Annotated in this window: 14 protein-coding genes; 12 read left to right on the top strand and 2 right to left on the bottom strand. The window is 62.8% G+C overall.

Annotated features, from left to right (window positions below; translation table 11 throughout):
- Nucleotides 1-24 precede the first annotated feature (24 nt).
- From F0Q04_RS16440 to F0Q04_RS16410, 7 genes are all read left to right on the top strand, one after another.
- Nucleotides 25-813 (top strand): TrmH family RNA methyltransferase, encoded by a 789-nt coding sequence (locus F0Q04_RS16440; RefSeq protein ID WP_232539371.1) that lies wholly within the window; start codon nucleotides 25-27, stop codon nucleotides 811-813.
- Between the two features lie 309 nt (nucleotides 814-1,122).
- A complete protein-coding gene (carA, locus tag F0Q04_RS16435) occupies nucleotides 1,123-2,310 on the top strand; it encodes a glutamine-hydrolyzing carbamoyl-phosphate synthase small subunit (RefSeq protein ID WP_182342169.1) in 1,188 nt (395 codons plus the stop codon).
- Between the two features lie 61 nt (nucleotides 2,311-2,371).
- Nucleotides 2,372-2,731, top strand: coding sequence for a hypothetical protein (locus F0Q04_RS16430; protein ID WP_027010823.1), 360 nt, complete (start codon nucleotides 2,372-2,374; stop codon nucleotides 2,729-2,731).
- Between the two features lie 65 nt (nucleotides 2,732-2,796).
- Nucleotides 2,797-6,045, top strand: coding sequence for a carbamoyl-phosphate synthase large subunit (gene carB, locus F0Q04_RS16425; RefSeq protein WP_116924191.1), 3,249 nt, complete (start codon nucleotides 2,797-2,799; stop codon nucleotides 6,043-6,045).
- 183 nt (nucleotides 6,046-6,228) lie between these two features.
- Nucleotides 6,229-6,705 (top strand): transcription elongation factor GreA, encoded by a 477-nt coding sequence (gene greA, locus F0Q04_RS16420; protein ID WP_027010824.1) that lies wholly within the window; start codon nucleotides 6,229-6,231, stop codon nucleotides 6,703-6,705.
- A 30-nt stretch (nucleotides 6,706-6,735) separates the two neighbouring features.
- Entirely contained in the window at nucleotides 6,736-7,155 is a 420-nt protein-coding gene (locus F0Q04_RS16415; protein ID WP_182342167.1) for a DUF4149 domain-containing protein, read from the top strand.
- Between the two features lie 46 nt (nucleotides 7,156-7,201).
- A complete protein-coding gene (locus F0Q04_RS16410; RefSeq protein WP_116924189.1) occupies nucleotides 7,202-8,086 on the top strand; it encodes a Kdo hydroxylase family protein in 885 nt (294 codons plus the stop codon).
- Between the two features lie 86 nt (nucleotides 8,087-8,172).
- On the opposite strand, the gene F0Q04_RS16405 is transcribed toward F0Q04_RS16410, so the two are convergent.
- Both F0Q04_RS16405 and F0Q04_RS16400 read right to left on the bottom strand, forming a co-directional pair.
- On the bottom strand, nucleotides 8,173-8,892 hold the full coding sequence (locus F0Q04_RS16405) for a hypothetical protein (protein WP_021026577.1): 720 nt from the start codon (nucleotides 8,890-8,892) through the stop codon (nucleotides 8,173-8,175).
- A 25-nt stretch (nucleotides 8,893-8,917) separates the two neighbouring features.
- Nucleotides 8,918-9,391 carry a YhbY family RNA-binding protein gene (locus F0Q04_RS16400; RefSeq protein ID WP_021026578.1) on the bottom strand — a complete coding sequence of 158 codons (474 nt, stop codon included), beginning with the start codon at nucleotides 9,389-9,391 and terminating at the stop codon, nucleotides 8,918-8,920.
- A 32-nt stretch (nucleotides 9,392-9,423) separates the two neighbouring features.
- Here F0Q04_RS16400 and F0Q04_RS16395 point away from each other — a divergent pair, with 32 nt between their 5' ends.
- The 5 genes from F0Q04_RS16395 (at nucleotide 9,424) to F0Q04_RS16375 (ending at nucleotide 15,606) form a co-directional block, all read left to right on the top strand.
- Entirely contained in the window at nucleotides 9,424-10,092 is a 669-nt protein-coding gene (locus F0Q04_RS16395; protein WP_116924188.1) for an RlmE family RNA methyltransferase, read from the top strand.
- A gap of 196 nt (nucleotides 10,093-10,288) precedes the next feature.
- Entirely contained in the window at nucleotides 10,289-12,211 is a 1,923-nt protein-coding gene (gene ftsH / locus F0Q04_RS16390; RefSeq protein ID WP_116924187.1) for an ATP-dependent zinc metalloprotease FtsH, read from the top strand.
- Between the two features lie 66 nt (nucleotides 12,212-12,277).
- Nucleotides 12,278-13,135, top strand: a complete 858-nt coding sequence (gene folP / locus F0Q04_RS16385) for a dihydropteroate synthase (protein WP_409935162.1) — start codon at nucleotides 12,278-12,280, stop codon at nucleotides 13,133-13,135.
- Between the two features lie 108 nt (nucleotides 13,136-13,243).
- Nucleotides 13,244-14,578, top strand: coding sequence for a phosphoglucosamine mutase (glmM, locus tag F0Q04_RS16380; RefSeq protein ID WP_116924185.1), 1,335 nt, complete (start codon nucleotides 13,244-13,246; stop codon nucleotides 14,576-14,578).
- 197 nt (nucleotides 14,579-14,775) lie between these two features.
- Nucleotides 14,776-15,606 carry a GNAT family N-acetyltransferase gene (locus F0Q04_RS16375; RefSeq protein ID WP_116924184.1) on the top strand — a complete coding sequence of 277 codons (831 nt, stop codon included), beginning with the start codon at nucleotides 14,776-14,778 and terminating at the stop codon, nucleotides 15,604-15,606.
- Nucleotides 15,607-15,682: the final 76 nt, after the last annotated feature.

The following is a 15,682-nucleotide window of genomic DNA, read 5'->3' as shown; positions in this document are numbered from 1 at the left end:
CAAGCCTGCGCAAAGGAATCATCTGTGTCCCCTGCTGCGCATCCTCCCGTTTTTATCCAGTCGCGTGACAATGCCTTGGTCAAGGATTTGCGCCGTTTGATGGAAGAGGGCGCGGCCTACCGCAAGCAGGGGCGCTACTGGATCGAGGGCGACCACCTCTGCCGCGCAGCGCTGACGCGTGGCGTCAAGCCGGCAGTGGCCGTGTTCTCCGAGAAATTCTGGCAGTCGCCCGAGAACGTCTATGCGCATGCGGCCGCCCGCAATATCGTCATCGACACGGCCTTGTTGGCCAGCCTCAGCCCACTGCCGTCGCCTGCGCCTTTTGGCTTTTTGATGGACTTGCCGCTGCAGCAGGCGGGCATCCAGCCCGGTGTGGCCGCCGTGGTGCTTGACCGTGTGCAGGATGCCGGCAATGTGGGCTCCATCTTGCGCAGTGCTTCGGCCTTTGGTTTTGGCCAGGTGATTGCGCTCAAGGGATCGGCTGCGCTGTGGAGTGGCAAGGTGCTGCGCGCCGGCATGGGCGCGCATTTTGCGCTGCACCTGGTCGAGAATGCATCGCAGGACGATGTGCTGGCCTTGCAGCAGCCGCTGCTGGTCACCAGCTCGCACCAGGGAGATTGGCTGCACCGCGCCGCCTTGCCCTGGCCTTGCAGCTGGGTCATGGGGCATGAGGGGCAGGGTGTGTCCGAGGCCTTGCAGGCGGCCGCACACCAGCATATTCGCATCAGCCAGCCCGGCGGTGAGGAATCACTGAACGTGGGCGCGGCCGCGGCCATTTGCCTGCATGCCAGCGCAGCGGCACGTGCAGATTGATGCGGCGATAGGGTAGTGCTGAGGCGCAGGTGATTTAGTGATAACGAGTATGCGCTTTGCGTATTTTCTCCGTTACTACTACGCTCTGTGTTACTGCAATGCTGCGCAGAGTGTGTAATTTTTAGCGATTTGACCCTCAAATCATCCCCTGCCTCCACTCAGATTGCAGCTTGCACGCTACAATGGGTGGCTTTCAAGTAATCACGTCGCCCGGCTGCACTCAAAGCAATCTCTCATAAGCACAGTCTTCGCGGTGATCCTCCGGGACACCTCAGACTCCGGGCGACCCGTAACCATCCGGAGAACCCAGTGTTTTTGTCTCAACAGAGCGCGTTTCCTCCCGCCATTCTGGCGCTCGCAGACGGCACGGTCTTTATTGGCAACTCAATCGGTGCGCAAGGCACCACGACCGGCGAAGTGGTGTTCAACACCGCGATGACCGGTTACCAGGAAATCCTCACCGACCCCAGCTATTGCCAGCAGATCGTGACACTCACGTATCCGCACATCGGCAACTACGGGATCAATGCGGAAGATATTGAGTCCGACAAAGTCTTTGCTGCTGGCCTGATCATCAAGAATCTGCCCCTGCTGGCCAGCAATTTCCGAAGCACGGAAACCTTGTCGGAATACCTGGTCCGCAGCAAGACGGTCTCCATCGCCAACATCGATACCCGCAAGCTCACGCGCCTGCTGCGCGACAAGGGTGCGCAAAACGGCGCCATCGTTGGCCTGGCCGCTGGCGAGCAGGTCTCGCAAGCGCGCATCGACGAAGCCATCGCCGCCGCCCAGGCTGCGCCCAGCATGAAGGGTCTGGACCTGGCCAAGGTGGTCAGCGTCTCGCAGTCCTACGAATGGGTGCAGACCGAATGGCAACTGGCGCGCGCCGATGGCACGCCCGGCTACGGCAAGCTGCAGGACCATGCCTTCCACGTGGTCGCCTTTGACTACGGCGTCAAGAAGAACATTCTGCGCATGCTGGCCGAGCGCGGCTGCCGCGTGACGGTGGTGCCAGCGCAGACGCCTGCGGTCGAAGTGCTCAAGTACCAGCCCGATGGCGTGTTCCTGTCCAACGGCCCTGGCGACCCGGAGCCCTGCGACTACGCGATCGAGGCTGCGCGCACCATCATGGACAGTGGCGTGCCGACCTTTGGCATCTGCCTGGGCCACCAGATCATGGCGCTGGCCTGCGGTGCCAAGACCTTCAAGATGCAAAACAGCCACCACGGTGCCAACCATCCGGTCAAGGATCTGGACTCGGGCCGCGTCTGCATCACCAGCCAGAACCATGGCTTTGCCGTGGACCTGGAGACGCTGCCGGCCAACACCCGTGCCACGCATGTGAGCCTGTTCGATGGCACCTTGCAAGGCATGGAGCGCACCGACCGCCCGGCCTTCTGCTTCCAGGGCCACCCCGAAGCTTCGCCAGGCCCGCATGACGTGTCGTACCTGTTCGACCGTTTTGTGAACCTGATGCGCGAGCACAAGAAGGCCTGATGCCAGGCGCCTGTTGCCCGCGCCCGAACCTGCGCACGATGAACCCAAGGAATATGCTGCCGTGAAACTGTTTTCTTTTCCTGTCGCCACCTTAGAGAAAGCGATCAGCAAGCGCATCATGACCTTGCCTGCCGAGCACAAGGAATGGTTTATGGCGCGCTGGCAGCAAAAGCCCTACAAGAAATCGTTCCTCGACAACAAGGCCTTGCCGCTGGTGACCATCGTGTCCAAGTGCAAGACCATGACGGACGAGGAATTCGACCAGGTGATGGCCGAGTGGGACGCCAAGTTCTACGAAGCCGAGGCGCAGGTTCTGCGCCCCATGGTGCAAGGGGATGGTCTGCTGCAGCTGATGCAAAAGAGCCTGCCCGAGGCCCGTGTCCTGGCCATTTTGAACAAATTAGATACCGACCGCGTATAAACCCAGCGCTGGGCGGCTGCCCACCAGGACAGCCAGCCAGCGCGCGCGACTGCAAGGCGAGCCTCATGTCTAAACGCACCGATCTCAAAAGCATTCTCATCATTGGCGCTGGCCCGATCATCATCGGCCAGGCCTGCGAATTCGACTACTCCGGCGTGCAAGCCTGCAAGGCGCTGCGCGAGGAGGGCTACAAGGTCATCCTGATCAACAGCAACCCTGCGACGATCATGACCGACCCGGCCACAGCCGATGTCACCTATATCGAGCCCATCACCTGGCAGACGGTCGAGAAGATCATCGCCAAGGAGCGCCCCGACGCCATCCTGCCGACCATGGGTGGCCAGACCGCGCTGAACTGCGCGCTGGACCTGTGGAAGAACGGCGTGCTCGACAAGTACAAGGTCGAGCTGATCGGCGCCAAGCCCGAGGCCATCGACAAGGCCGAAGACCGTCTCAAGTTCAAGGACGCGATGACCAAGATCGGGCTGGGTTCGGCCCGCTCGGGCATTGCGCACAGCATGGAAGAGGCCTGGGACGTGCAGCGCCAGGTGGGCTTCCCCACCGTGATCCGCCCCAGCTTCACCTTGGGCGGCACCGGCGGCGGCATTGCCTACAACCCCGAAGAGTTCGAAGTCATCTGCAAGCGCGGTCTGGAGGCGTCGCCCACCAACGAGCTGCTGATCGAAGAGTCGCTGTTGGGTTGGAAAGAGTACGAGATGGAAGTGGTGCGCGACACCGCCGACAACTGCATCATCGTCTGCTCAATCGAGAACTTGGACCCGATGGGCGTGCACACCGGTGACTCGATCACCGTGGCCCCTGCCCAGACCCTGACCGACAAGGAATACCAGATCCTGCGCAATGCCTCGCTGGCCGTGCTGCGCGAGATCGGTGTGGACACCGGTGGCTCCAATGTGCAGTTCTCGATCAACCCCAAGGACGGCCGCATGGTCGTCATCGAGATGAACCCCCGTGTCTCGCGTTCGTCGGCACTGGCCTCCAAGGCTACGGGTTTCCCGATTGCCAAGATCGCGGCCAAGCTGGCCGTGGGCTTCACCTTGGATGAGCTCAAGAACGACATCACCGGCGGCAAGACCCCCGCGTCGTTCGAGCCGACCATCGACTACGTGGTCACCAAGATCCCGCGTTTTGCCTTCGAGAAATTCCCGACGGCCGACAACCGCCTGACCACGCAGATGAAGTCCGTGGGTGAAGTGATGGCCATGGGCCGCACCTTCCAGGAGTCCTTCCAGAAAGCGCTGCGCGGCCTGGAAGTGGGCGTGGACGGCATGAACGAAAAGACCCAGGACCGCGAGATCCTGGAAAAGGAGCTGGGCGAGCCCGGTCCCGACCGTATCTGGTATGTGGGCGATGCCTTTGCCGCCGGCTGGTCGCTCGATGAAGTGCACAACATCACCAAGATCGACAAGTGGTTCCTGGTGCAGATCGAAGAGATCGTCAAGCTCGAGCTGGCACTGGACAAGCACACCGAAGCACAGGGCGACGACAAGGCGCTGGCCGCACTGTCGGCCGATGATCTGCGCAGCCTCAAGCAAAAGGGCTTCTCCGACCGCCGTCTGGCCAAGCTGCTGCACACCAGCGACAAGGCCGTGCGCGAAGCGCGCCATGCGCTGAATGTGCGCCCCGTGTTCAAGCGGGTGGACACCTGCGCGGCCGAGTTCTCGACCAACACGGCCTATATGTACTCGACCTACGACGAAGAGTGCGAAGCCCAGCCCAGCGACAAGAAAAAGATCATGGTGCTCGGTGGCGGCCCCAACCGCATCGGTCAGGGCATCGAGTTCGACTACTGCTGCGTGCACGCGGCGCTCGCGATGCGCGAAGATGGTTATGAAACCATCATGGTCAACTGCAACCCCGAGACCGTCTCGACCGACTACGACACCTCGGACCGCCTCTACTTCGAGCCCGTGACCCTGGAAGACGTGCTGGAGATCGTGGCCGTTGAAAAGCCCGTGGGCGTGATCGTGCAGTACGGCGGCCAGACGCCGCTGAAGCTGGCCCTGGCGCTGGAAGAGGCCGGTGTGCCCATCGTCGGCACCACGCCGGACATGATCGACGCGGCCGAAGACCGCGAGCGTTTCCAGCAGATGCTGCAGACGCTGAACCTGCGCCAACCGCCCAACGCCACCGCGCGTACCGAGGCGCAGGCGATGGAACACGCCCGCGAACTGGGCTACCCGCTGGTGGTGCGTCCCAGCTATGTGCTGGGCGGCCGCGCGATGGAGATCGTGCACGAAGAGCGTGACCTGGAGCGCTACATGCGTGAAGCGGTCAAGGTCTCCAACGACTCGCCCGTGCTGCTGGACCACTTCCTGTCCAACGCCATCGAGTGCGATGTGGACTGCGTGCGTGACCGCACCGGCAAGGTGTTCATCGGCGGCGTGATGGAGCACATCGAGCAAGCGGGCGTGCATTCCGGTGACTCGGCCTGCTCGCTGCCGCCTTACTACCTGAGCAAGGCGACGGTCGATGAGATCAAGCGCCAGACCGCGGCCATGGCCGAAGGCCTGAACGTGGTGGGCCTGATGAATGTGCAGTTCGCGATCCAGGAGCGCGATGGTAAGGACATCATCTATGTGCTGGAAGTGAATCCTCGCGCTTCGCGTACCGTGCCTTTTGTCTCCAAGGCCACCGGCATCCAGCTGGCCAAGGTGGCCGCACGCTGCATGGTAGGCGACACGCTCGAAGAGCAGGGCATCATCCAGGAAGTGACGCCACCGTACTTCAGCGTCAAGGAAGCCGTGTTCCCGTTTGTCAAGTTCCCCGGTGTGGACACCATCCTCGGCCCCGAGATGAAGTCCACTGGTGAGGTGATGGGCGTGGGCAAGACCTTTGGCGAAGCCTATGTCAAGAGCCAGCTGGGTGCAGGCACCAAGCTGCCCCGCTCGGGCAAGGTGTTCCTGACCGTGAAGAATGCCGACAAGCCACGCGCCGTGCAGATTGCCAAGGAGCTGGCGAGCATGGGCTTCCAGCTCTGCGCCACCCGTGGCACTGCGGCTGCGATTGCCGATGCCGGTATCGAGGTGCAAACGGTCAACAAGGTGACCGAGGGCCGCCCCCACATCGTGGACATGATCAAGAACAATGAAATTGCGATGGTCATCAACACTGTGGAAGAGCGCCGCAACGCCATTGCCGACTCGCGTGCGATCCGTACCAGCGCTTTGCTCGCCCGCGTGACCACCTTCACGACCATCTTTGGTGCCGAGGCCGCTGTCGAAGGCCTGCGCAACATGGATGACCTGGAGGTGTACTCGGTGCAGGAGCTGCACGCCAGCTTGCAGCACTGATCGCATCGCCGTTGGCCGATTTTTGTTGCAAGGCTCAAAAATCGGCATAATAGAGACTGCCTCGCAACCGCCGCGCTCCCCAGCGCGGCGGTTTGCTTTTGAACCCCCGCCGCATAGCAGGCGGATGATGTCTATCAGATGCCAGCCACAGCGCTGGCATCGCGACTGTTTGTGGAGACCGAGATGGCCACTATCCCCATTACCAAGCGCGGTGCAGAAAAGCTCAAAGAAGAGCTGCAACGCCTCAAGACCGTGGATCGTCCCGGCGTCATCGCGGCCATTGCGGAAGCTCGCTCGCATGGCGATCTGAGCGAAAACGCCGAATACGATGCGGCCAAAGACCGCCAAGGCTTTATCGAAGGCCGTATCCAGGAAGTGGAGGCCAAGCTGTCGGCCGCCCAGATCATCGACCCCTCGCAGCTCGATGCGGGCGGCAAGGTGGTGTTTGGCGCGACCGTGGACCTGGCCGATGAGGACAGCGGCGATCCGGTGACCTACCAGATCGTCGGCGAGGACGAGGCCGACCTCAAGCAAGGCCTGATCAATGTCTCCAGCCCCATTGCCCGCGCGCTGATCGGCAAGGAAGAGGGCGACACCGCCGTCGTGCAGGCCCCCGGTGGCGAGCGCCGCTACGAAGTCGTGGCCGTGCGCTACCTCTAAAGCCATCGGCCACTGCGCACCGAGCCCGCGATGAAGCACCGCCTGCCCGTTTTCGCAGCCGCCCTGTGGTGGGGCAGCCTGTCGGCCATTGGCTTCATGGCCGTGCCCATGCTGTTTGCCAACCTGCCACAGGCATCGATGGCGGGCTTTATGGCTGCCAAGCTGTTTGCAGCGCAGACCTGGGTGTCGCTGGCCTGCGGCCTGGTGCTGCTGGTGCTGGCCAAGGACAAGGCCAGCAACACCATCGAGCCCTGGGCGCGTGCGGCACTGGGCTTTGTGCTGGCCGGCATGCTGATGGCGCTGGTCGTGCAGTACGGCATCTCGCCCAAGATCGTGCAGCGCGAGAACTTCAAGTTCTGGCACGGCCTGGGCACCTTGCTGTATGCGCTGCAGTGGCTGTGCGCGGCCCTCGTGCTGTGGCGGGCATCCGCACCCGCATCGCGGCCTTGATCTGGCCCAAGGCAATCGCCCGCCGCCGCGCTACACTGGGCGGGCCATGCAATCTCCCATCGTTTCCATCGACGCCAATGACTGGCGCAACACACCGGGCCGTCCGGAATGGACGGCCGCCGTTGAATCGGGCAAGGTGCTTTATTTCCCCCAACTCGCATTTGCGCTCTCCGAGCAGGAAAAGACGCTGCTGCGCCCCGATGTGCGCGACCCCAAGTCGCGCAACATCAGCCTGAATGTGGATGGCAGCATCAAGGGCGTGGCCGGTGATGCCGCAACGCAGGCCGCCGTGGCGGCCATGGTCACGCGTTTTCGCGCGCAGGCCACCGCGCTGATTGCCGGTCTGTTCCCCGACTACATGCCGCTGGTGCGCATGGCGCCAACGAGCTACCGGCCCTCGCAGGTCGAGACCCGTGCCCAGTCCTGGCGTGCCGACGACAAGCGCATGCATGTCGACGCCTTTCCCTCGCGGCCCAACTACGGCGAGCGCATCCTGCGCGTGTTCAGCAATGTCAATCCCGATGGCCAGCCCCGGGTCTGGCGCGTGGGTGAGCCTTTCGAGGATGTGGCGCGCAAGTTTTTGCCACGCGCCAAGCCTTATGTGCCTTGGCAGGCCAAGGTCTTGGCGATGCTGCATGTGACCAAGTCGCTTCGCAGCGAGTATGACCACCTGATGCTGCAGCTGCACGATGGCATGAAGGGCGACATGGACTACCAGCGCAATGCGCCGCAGGAGACCGTGCCCTTTGCCGCCGGCTCCAGCTGGGTCTGCTTTTCGGACCAGGCGGTGCATGCGGTGATGTCGGGCCAGTACATGCTGGAGCAGACCTTCTTCCTGCCCCCCGGCAAGGAATACAACCCCGACGCAAGCCCGCTGGCGATCTTGACGCGCATGCAAGGCCATGCGCTGGTGGCGGCAGACCAGCGCTAGACCAGCTGCGCCAAAGCCCACTGCGGGCCACAAAAAAGGCGTTGATCGCAGGGATCAACGCCTTTGGTTTTTATGCGCAGTGCGGCTCAGCCCCAGGCCTTTTCAATCCAGCGGGCCGGCTGGATATGGTGGAAGCGCTTGTTGCGCAGGCCTTGCAGCGCGTCGGGCGGGTTGACCTCGCCGTGGAAGATGACGATGCGCGCATCGGCAGGCGGCACCGGCTCCTTCCAGTAGTTGCTCGGCCAGGTGGGGATGCAGTAGTACTTGAAGCTCGGGCACCAGGCAGCCGGCCAGTAATCGAGCTTGCCCTGCTGGTGCAGAAAGTGTGACAGGTACTCCTGCTCGTTGCGGTACTGGGCGCGCAGCTGCTCGGTGTTGGCACGGAAGTTGGCCAGCACATCGGCGTGGGCGCCCAAGGTAAAGCGGTAGACCGAGGAGTTGCCGACAATGCGCTCACCAAAGCGCCAAAAACGCGGGTAGTCATGGATGATGCGAAATTCACCCGGCAGGGTGAAGAACTCATCGATGCTGCCGACGATCACCACATCCAGGTCCAGGAACAGCGCCTGGCCTTGCAGACCATACAGGTCCTGCTCGAAGGTGGTGAGCTTTTTCCAGGCGCCATCCCGCTGGCCGGGGGCCAGATGGATGTTCAGGTCTGGAATCGGGTGGCATTCCACTTCGCTGCGAATCCCTTGCGTGTCATCGGTCAGGCAGACAAAGCGAAAATCGCCACTCAGATGGCGGCGAACCATGGCGTACAGCCGATTGACATAGTCGGGGCCATATTTGGTACCCCATTTCATGCAAAGGATGTGGCGATCGGTCACACTAGCTGCCCTGCTGCTTTTTGATCGACTTTTGCTTGGGCTTGGCGCGCTTGACCTGGCCGCCGGCCGTCAGGCGCTGGTTACCCAGGATGCGGATCTGCTTGACTTCGGGCTTTTGCCAGACGTTCTTGCTGAACTTGAGCACCTTGACTTCGCGCGGGCCGGCCTTGCGGTCTTCGTCGAGTTGCTTTTCCTTCTCGGGCATCGGGCGCCACAGGACCAGCAGCTTGCCGATGTGCTGGATAGGCGCTGCATTGAGCGAGTCGGTCAGCTTCAGGAAGATGGCCTCGCGGTTGGCGCGGTCATCGGAGAAAACACGGATTTTGATCAGGCCATGGGCATTCAGGGCCAGGTCGACCTCTTTTTCGACGGCTTCGGTCAAGCCGTCACCGCCAATCAGAACCACGGGGTCGAGGTGGTGGGCTTCGGCGCGGTGCTCGCGACGTTGGGCGGGAGTGAGTTGTATTTGGGGCATAGCCCGTATTATCGGGGCTCCGGGGAGAAAACATGAAAGTAAGTACTAAAACCAAGAAGGTCAACAAGACTTGGCTCAATCAGCACATCAACGACCCCTATGTGCGGGCCGCGCAAAAAGACGGCTACCGCGCCCGCGCGGTCTACAAGCTCAAGGAAATCGATGAGCATTTCAAGCTGATCCGGCCGGGCGATGTGGTGGTCGATCTGGGCTCCACGCCTGGCGCCTGGAGCCAGTATGTGCGCCGCCGCCTCTCGCCCGATGGCGCGGCGGTGGGCGAGCTCAACGGCGCAATCATCGGCCTGGACATGCTGCCGATGGAGCCCATCGAGGGCGTGGACTTCATCCTGGGCGATTTTCGCGAGCAGGAGGTGCTGGACCAGCTGGAGCAGACGCTGGCCAAGCGCCGCGTTGATGTGGTGATCTCGGACATGGCGCCCAACCTCTCAGGGGTGGAGAACGTGGATGCTGCCCGTATCGCGCATCTGATCGAGCTGGCGGTGGACTTCACCTGCCAGCACATGAAGCCCGAGGGCACCTTGGTGGTCAAGCTGTTCCATGGCAGTGGTTACTCGCAGCTGGTGGACTTGTTCAAGCAGACCTTCCAGGTGGTCAAGCCCTACAAACCCAAGGCTTCGCGCGATAAATCGTCCGAGACCTATTTGGTTGGTATTCGCCTCAAACCCGAAGCGCAGCGTTGAGCACCCCTTGCCAATGCCTGCTTTGCCTGGCGCATGCTCCAAGCTTGCTGAAACACTGAGACAATGGCCTTTACTGAGCAATCCTGCGTGCCACCAAGGGGAAAGCGCAAGCATTGGCCCTTGAAAGTCCTAAAATAGTGCATATCTGACATAACAGATTCTGTGTCTTTCCCGATTTCCTACTACTGGAGCCCCCTTGAACAATCAGTGGTTTTCTAAGATCGCCGTATGGCTTGTCATTGCCATGGTGCTGTTCACCGTGTTCAAGCAATTGGACAACCGTGCAGGCGCCAGCGCGAACAAGATCCCGTATTCCGAGTTTTTGCAAGACGTCCGCAATGGCCGCATCAAGACTGCGACCTTACAGGAAAGCCCTGCCGGCACGGTGATCACGGCGACCACGGGTGACGATCGCAAGCTCCAGACCACCGCGACCTACATGGACCGTGGCCTGATTGGCGACCTGATCAACAACAACGTCAAGTTTGACGTGAAGGAGCGCGAAGAAGGCTCGCTGCTGATGAGCCTGCTGATCAGCTGGGGCCCGATGCTGCTGCTGATCGGCGTCTGGGTCTACTTCATGCGCCAGATGCAAGGCGGCGGCAAGGGCGGTGCGTTCAGCTTTGGCAAGTCCAAGGCGCGCATGCTCGACGAAAACAACAACAGCGTCACCTTTGCCGATGTGGCCGGTTGCGACGAGGCCAAGGAAGAAGTCAAGGAAGTTGTCGACTTCCTCAAAGACCCCAACAAGTTCCAAAAGCTCGGCGGCCGCATTCCCCGTGGTCTGCTGCTGGTCGGCCCTCCCGGTACCGGTAAGACCTTGCTGGCCAAGTCCATTGCCGGCGAAGCCAAGGTGCCGTTCTTCTCGATCTCGGGCTCCGACTTCGTCGAAATGTTTGTCGGCGTGGGCGCGGCCCGCGTGCGCGACATGTTCGAGAACGCCAAGAAGAATGCGCCTTGCATCATCTTCATCGACGAAATCGATGCCGTCGGCCGCCAGCGTGGCGCCGGCATGGGCGGTGGCAATGACGAGCGCGAGCAGACCCTGAACCAGATGCTGGTCGAGATGGATGGTTTCGAGACCAATATGGGCGTGATCGTGGTGGCTGCCACCAACCGCCCCGACATTCTCGATGCCGCCTTGCTGCGCCCTGGCCGTTTTGACCGCCAGGTCTACGTGACCCTGCCCGATGTGCGTGGCCGCGAGCAGATCCTGAATGTGCACATGCGCAAGATCCCGGTGGGCCAGGATGTGAACCCCAACATCATCGCCCGCGGCACGCCCGGCATGTCCGGTGCCGATCTGGCCAACCTCTGCAACGAAGCTGCGTTGATGGCCGCGCGCCGCAATGCGCGCACCGTGGAGATGCAGGACTTCGAAAAGGCCAAGGACAAGATCTTCATGGGCCCCGAGCGCAAGTCTGCGGTGATGGACCCCGAAGAGCTGAAGAACACCGCCTACCATGAAGCCGGCCACGCGCTGATCGGCAAGCTGCTGCCCAAGTGCGACCCGGTGCACAAGGTCACCATCGTGCCGCGTGGCCGCGCGCTGGGTGTGACCTTCACGCTGCCCGAGAAGGACCGCTACGGTTACGACAAGGAATGGGCATTGAGCCGTATCGCCATGCTGTTTGGCGGCCGGATTGCCGAAGAAGTGTTCATGAACCAGATGACGACTGGCGCATCGGACGACTTCAACAAGGCGACCCAGCTGGCGCGCGACATGGTGACCCGCTACGGCATGACCGATGCGCTGGGCCCGATGGTCTATGCCGAGCAGGAAGGCGAGCCTTTCCTGGGCCGCTCGATGAGCAAGCCCAGCAACATCAGCGAAGAGACCATGCAGAAGGTGGACGCCGAGGTTCGCCGCATCATCGATGAGCAGTATGGTCTGGCACGCCGCCTGATCGAAGAGCACAGCGACAAGATGCATGCGATGGCCAAGGCCATGCTGGAGTGGGAAACCATCGATTCCGAGCAGCTGGACGACATCATGGCGGGCAAGGCACCGCGCCCGCCCAAGGACTGGACGCCACGCAACCCACCGTCGAGCAGCAATGACGGCGGCGCAGGCGGCAGCCCCACCGTGGTGACGGAGCCGGCACACAATCCGGTCTGATCACGACAGACCCTGGCGAAAAGCGCTCTGCCCGAGCGCTTTTCTTATTTTTAAAGGACACCTCTGATGCGCCACTGGCAAACCACCCGCTTTCGTATTGACCTGACCGCGCCGCAAGTGATGGGCATCGTCAACGTCACGCCGGACTCGTTCTCGGACGGAGGCAGCCACGAAGGCGTCTCGGCCGCGATGATCCATGCGGAAAAGCTGCTGGCCGATGGCGCGCATATCCTGGACATTGGCGGTGAGTCCACCCGCCCGGGCAGCCCTGCGGTGCCGCTGGACGAAGAGCTGCGCCGGGTGCTGCCGGTGGTCAAGGCGGCCGTGGCCTTGCAGGTGCCGATCTCGGTCGATACCTACAAGCCCGAGGTGATGCAGGCGGTGCTGGATCTGGGCGCGGACATCATCAACGACATCTGGGCGCTGCGCCAGCCCGGCGCGCAGGCCGTGGTGGCGGCCCACCCGCAATGCGGCGTCTGCCTGATGCACATGCATGCCGATCCGCAGACCATGCACCAAGAGCACATGGCCACCCAGAGCGATGTGGCGGCCGAGGTGCTGGACTTTTTGCAGGCCCATACCCGCAGCCTGCAAGCGCTGGGCGTGCAGGCCGAGCGCATCGTCTGGGATGCCGGCACCGGCTTTGGCAAAAGCCCGAGCCAGAACTTTGCGCTGCTGCAGCAGCAGCCCCGGCTGGCGGCAGCTGGCTACCCGCTGCTGGCGGGCTGGTCGCGCAAGGGCTCGCTGGGCAAGGTCACAGGGCGGGTGGTGGCCGAGCGCATGCCCGCCAGCATTGCGGCGGCCCTGCTGTCGGTGGAGCATGGCGCAGCCATTGTGCGCGTGCACGATGTGCGCGAGACCTGCGATGCGTTGGCCGTGCTGCAGGCGATGCGCGCCCCGCAATCTTTGGATACGCAGGGCTGACGCGGTTTGCGCCTGGCATCGTTGGTCAGGCGCTACACTGCTACTGCGCCATAAACCACCGATGGCGCCTTTTCACTTTCTCTCAGGCCCCCAACAAGCAAGAACACTATGGCACGACAGTATTTTGGAACCGATGGCATCCGTGGCACGGTAGGCAAGCCACCGATCACCCCTGACTTTGTGCTTCGCCTGGGCCATGCCGTGGGCCGGGTGCTGCGCCGTGAGCAGGAGCGCCCGACGGTGCTGATCGGCAAGGACACGCGCATCTCGGGTTATATGCTCGAAAGCGCACTGGAGTCGGGCCTCAATTCGGCCGGTGTCGATGTGGTGCTGCTGGGCCCATTGCCGACCCCTGGCGTGGCCTACCTCACGCGCGCCCAGCGCGCCAGTCTGGGCGTGGTCATCAGCGCCAGCCACAACCCTTTTGACGACAACGGCATCAAGTTCTTCAGCGCCGAGGGCGCCAAGCTGCCCGACAGCTGGGAAGAGTCGGTGGAAGCGGCGTTGATGGAGGGCTTTGACTGGGTGCCGTCCGCAGCACTGGGCAAGGCCCGCCGCCTCGACGATGCCGCAGGCCGCTATATCGAATTTTGCAAGAGCACCTTTGACCACCGGCTGACCTTGCGCGGACTCAAGATCGTGGTCGATGCGGCCCACGGCGCGGCCTACCATATTGCGCCCAAGGTCTTCCATGAGCTGGGCGCCGAGGTCATCACCATTGGCTGCAATCCCGACGGCCTCAATATCAACCAGGATGTGGGGGCCACCCACCCCGATGCGCTGGTGCGCTCGGTGCGCTCCAACGGCGCCGATCTGGGCGTGGCGCTCGATGGTGATGCCGATCGGCTGCAGCTGGTCGATGCCAAGGGACGGCTCTACAACGGCGATGAGCTGCTCTACCTGATGGCCATGGACCGGCTGCGCCGGGGCAAGAAGCTGCCCGGCGTCGTGGGCACCTTGATGACCAACCTGGCTGTTGAGGCGGCCTTGCAAAAGCAGGGCGTGGAGCTGGTGCGCGCCAAGGTCGGTGACCGCTATGTGCTCGAAGAGCTGCAGCGCCGCAATTGGGTGCTGGGCGGTGAGGGCTCGGGCCACCTGCTGGCGCTGGACAAGCACACCACGGGTGACGGCCTGGTGAGTGCCCTGCAGGTGCTGCAGGCCTGCGTGAGCCGCAACCAGAGCGTGGCCGAGCAGCTCGACGGCGTGGATCTGTGCCCCCAGGTGCTGCTCAATGTGCGCCTGCAGCCCGGGCAGGACTGGCGCAACAACCACCAGCTGTTTGAGTTGGAGCGCAGCATCACCGACGACTTTGCCGGCCAGGGCCGGGTGCTGATCCGGCCCAGCGGCACCGAGCCGCTGTTGCGCGTGATGGTCGAGGCCTTTGATGCGGCCCAGGCCAGCCGCTGCGCCGAGCAGCTGGCCGAAGTGGCCCGCCAATCCTGACGAGCGGCTGCGTGCGCGCAGCCCATTGAGGGTGCTGTGGTAGGCACACAGCGTCATGCAACTGTCATGTTTTGCACATGGCACTGTCATCTGCGCGCAGGACACTGAAGGCGCTCTGTATCAGCCCGTCGAGCAGCCGGGGCCGCACGGCGGTCTGGCACCATGCAAGGGCGGCAGGGCGCTACAGGAGCTCTGCCATGCACAACAAACACAGCTTTTTCAGCGCATCCGAGACCGCCATTGTCACGCCCTCGGCGCCGAAACCGCAGGCCAGCCTGCCTGCAACCGCCGCGGCGGCCAACCCGCTGGACATCGAGGTCTCCTGGGCCTGCCACCTCGACGAGGTGCGCGAAGCCCAGCGTCTGCGCCACCAGATTTTTGCCGGCGAGATGGGCGCGCAGCTGCAAACCAGCCTGGAAGGCCATGATGTCGACGGCTTTGATGACTACTGCGAGCACCTGCTGGTGCGCCAGGGCCAGAGCAAGCAGGTGATCGGCACCTACCGCCTGCTGACCCCCGCGCAGGCCCTGCGCGCCGGCCGCACCTATTCTGACGGAGAGTTTGACCTGAGCGCCATTGATGCATTGCGCCCGCGCATGGTGGAACTCGGCCGCAGCTGCGTGCATCCGGACTACCGCCAGGGCGGGGTGATCATGGCGCTGTGGGGCGCGCTGGCCAGCTTCATGCTGCGTAACAAGCTCGATGTGATGATGGGCTGCGCGAGCATCCCCATGTGGCACAACGGCATTGTCAGTGGCGATGCCGCTGCCAGCATCTGGCGCCAGCTGCTGGCCAAGGGCCAGATCTCCCAGGAATACAGCGTCGTGCCGCACCTGCCGCTGCCGCTGGGGCAACTCAATGACCAGGTCGATGTAGAGCCGCCTGCGCTCATCAAGGGCTATCTGCGGGTCGGCACCGAGGTGATCGGCGCGCCGGCCTGGGATCCGGACTTCAACACCGCTGATCTGCCGATGCTGATGCAGCTCGACCGCCTGCCTGCGCGCTACCGCAAGCACTTTCTGGGTTGATGGCGCAAGCCGCTTGCTAGCGCTGCGCATCCCCTTCTGAAGGATGCCGGACGCAAGTGACGGTTCACCTCTCGGA

Origin of the sequence: Comamonas koreensis (assembly GCF_014076495.1) — a bacterium.
Taxonomy (GTDB): Bacteria; Pseudomonadota; Gammaproteobacteria; order Burkholderiales; family Burkholderiaceae_C; genus Comamonas; species Comamonas squillarum.
Note: the sequence above shows the minus strand (reverse complement) of the source record. Positions and strands in the feature narration are given on the sequence as shown.

Coding starts and splice junctions, on each gene's coding strand:
- greA (WP_027010824.1), top strand. CDS start 6,229: ATGGCCACTATCCCCATTACCAAGCGCGGTGCAGAAAAGCTCAAAGAA.
- glmM (WP_116924185.1), top strand. CDS start 13,244: ATGGCACGACAGTATTTTGGAACCGATGGCATCCGTGGCACGGTAGGC.
- F0Q04_RS16410 (WP_116924189.1), top strand. CDS start 7,202: ATGCAATCTCCCATCGTTTCCATCGACGCCAATGACTGGCGCAACACA.
- F0Q04_RS16400 (WP_021026578.1), bottom strand. CDS start 9,391: ATGCCCCAAATACAACTCACTCCCGCCCAACGTCGCGAGCACCGCGCC.
- folP (WP_409935162.1), top strand. CDS start 12,278: ATGCGCCACTGGCAAACCACCCGCTTTCGTATTGACCTGACCGCGCCG.
- carB (WP_116924191.1), top strand. CDS start 2,797: ATGTCTAAACGCACCGATCTCAAAAGCATTCTCATCATTGGCGCTGGC.
- F0Q04_RS16415 (WP_182342167.1), top strand. CDS start 6,736: ATGAAGCACCGCCTGCCCGTTTTCGCAGCCGCCCTGTGGTGGGGCAGC.
- F0Q04_RS16405 (WP_021026577.1), bottom strand. CDS start 8,892: ATGAAATGGGGTACCAAATATGGCCCCGACTATGTCAATCGGCTGTAC.
- F0Q04_RS16375 (WP_116924184.1), top strand. CDS start 14,776: ATGCACAACAAACACAGCTTTTTCAGCGCATCCGAGACCGCCATTGTC.
- F0Q04_RS16395 (WP_116924188.1), top strand. CDS start 9,424: ATGAAAGTAAGTACTAAAACCAAGAAGGTCAACAAGACTTGGCTCAAT.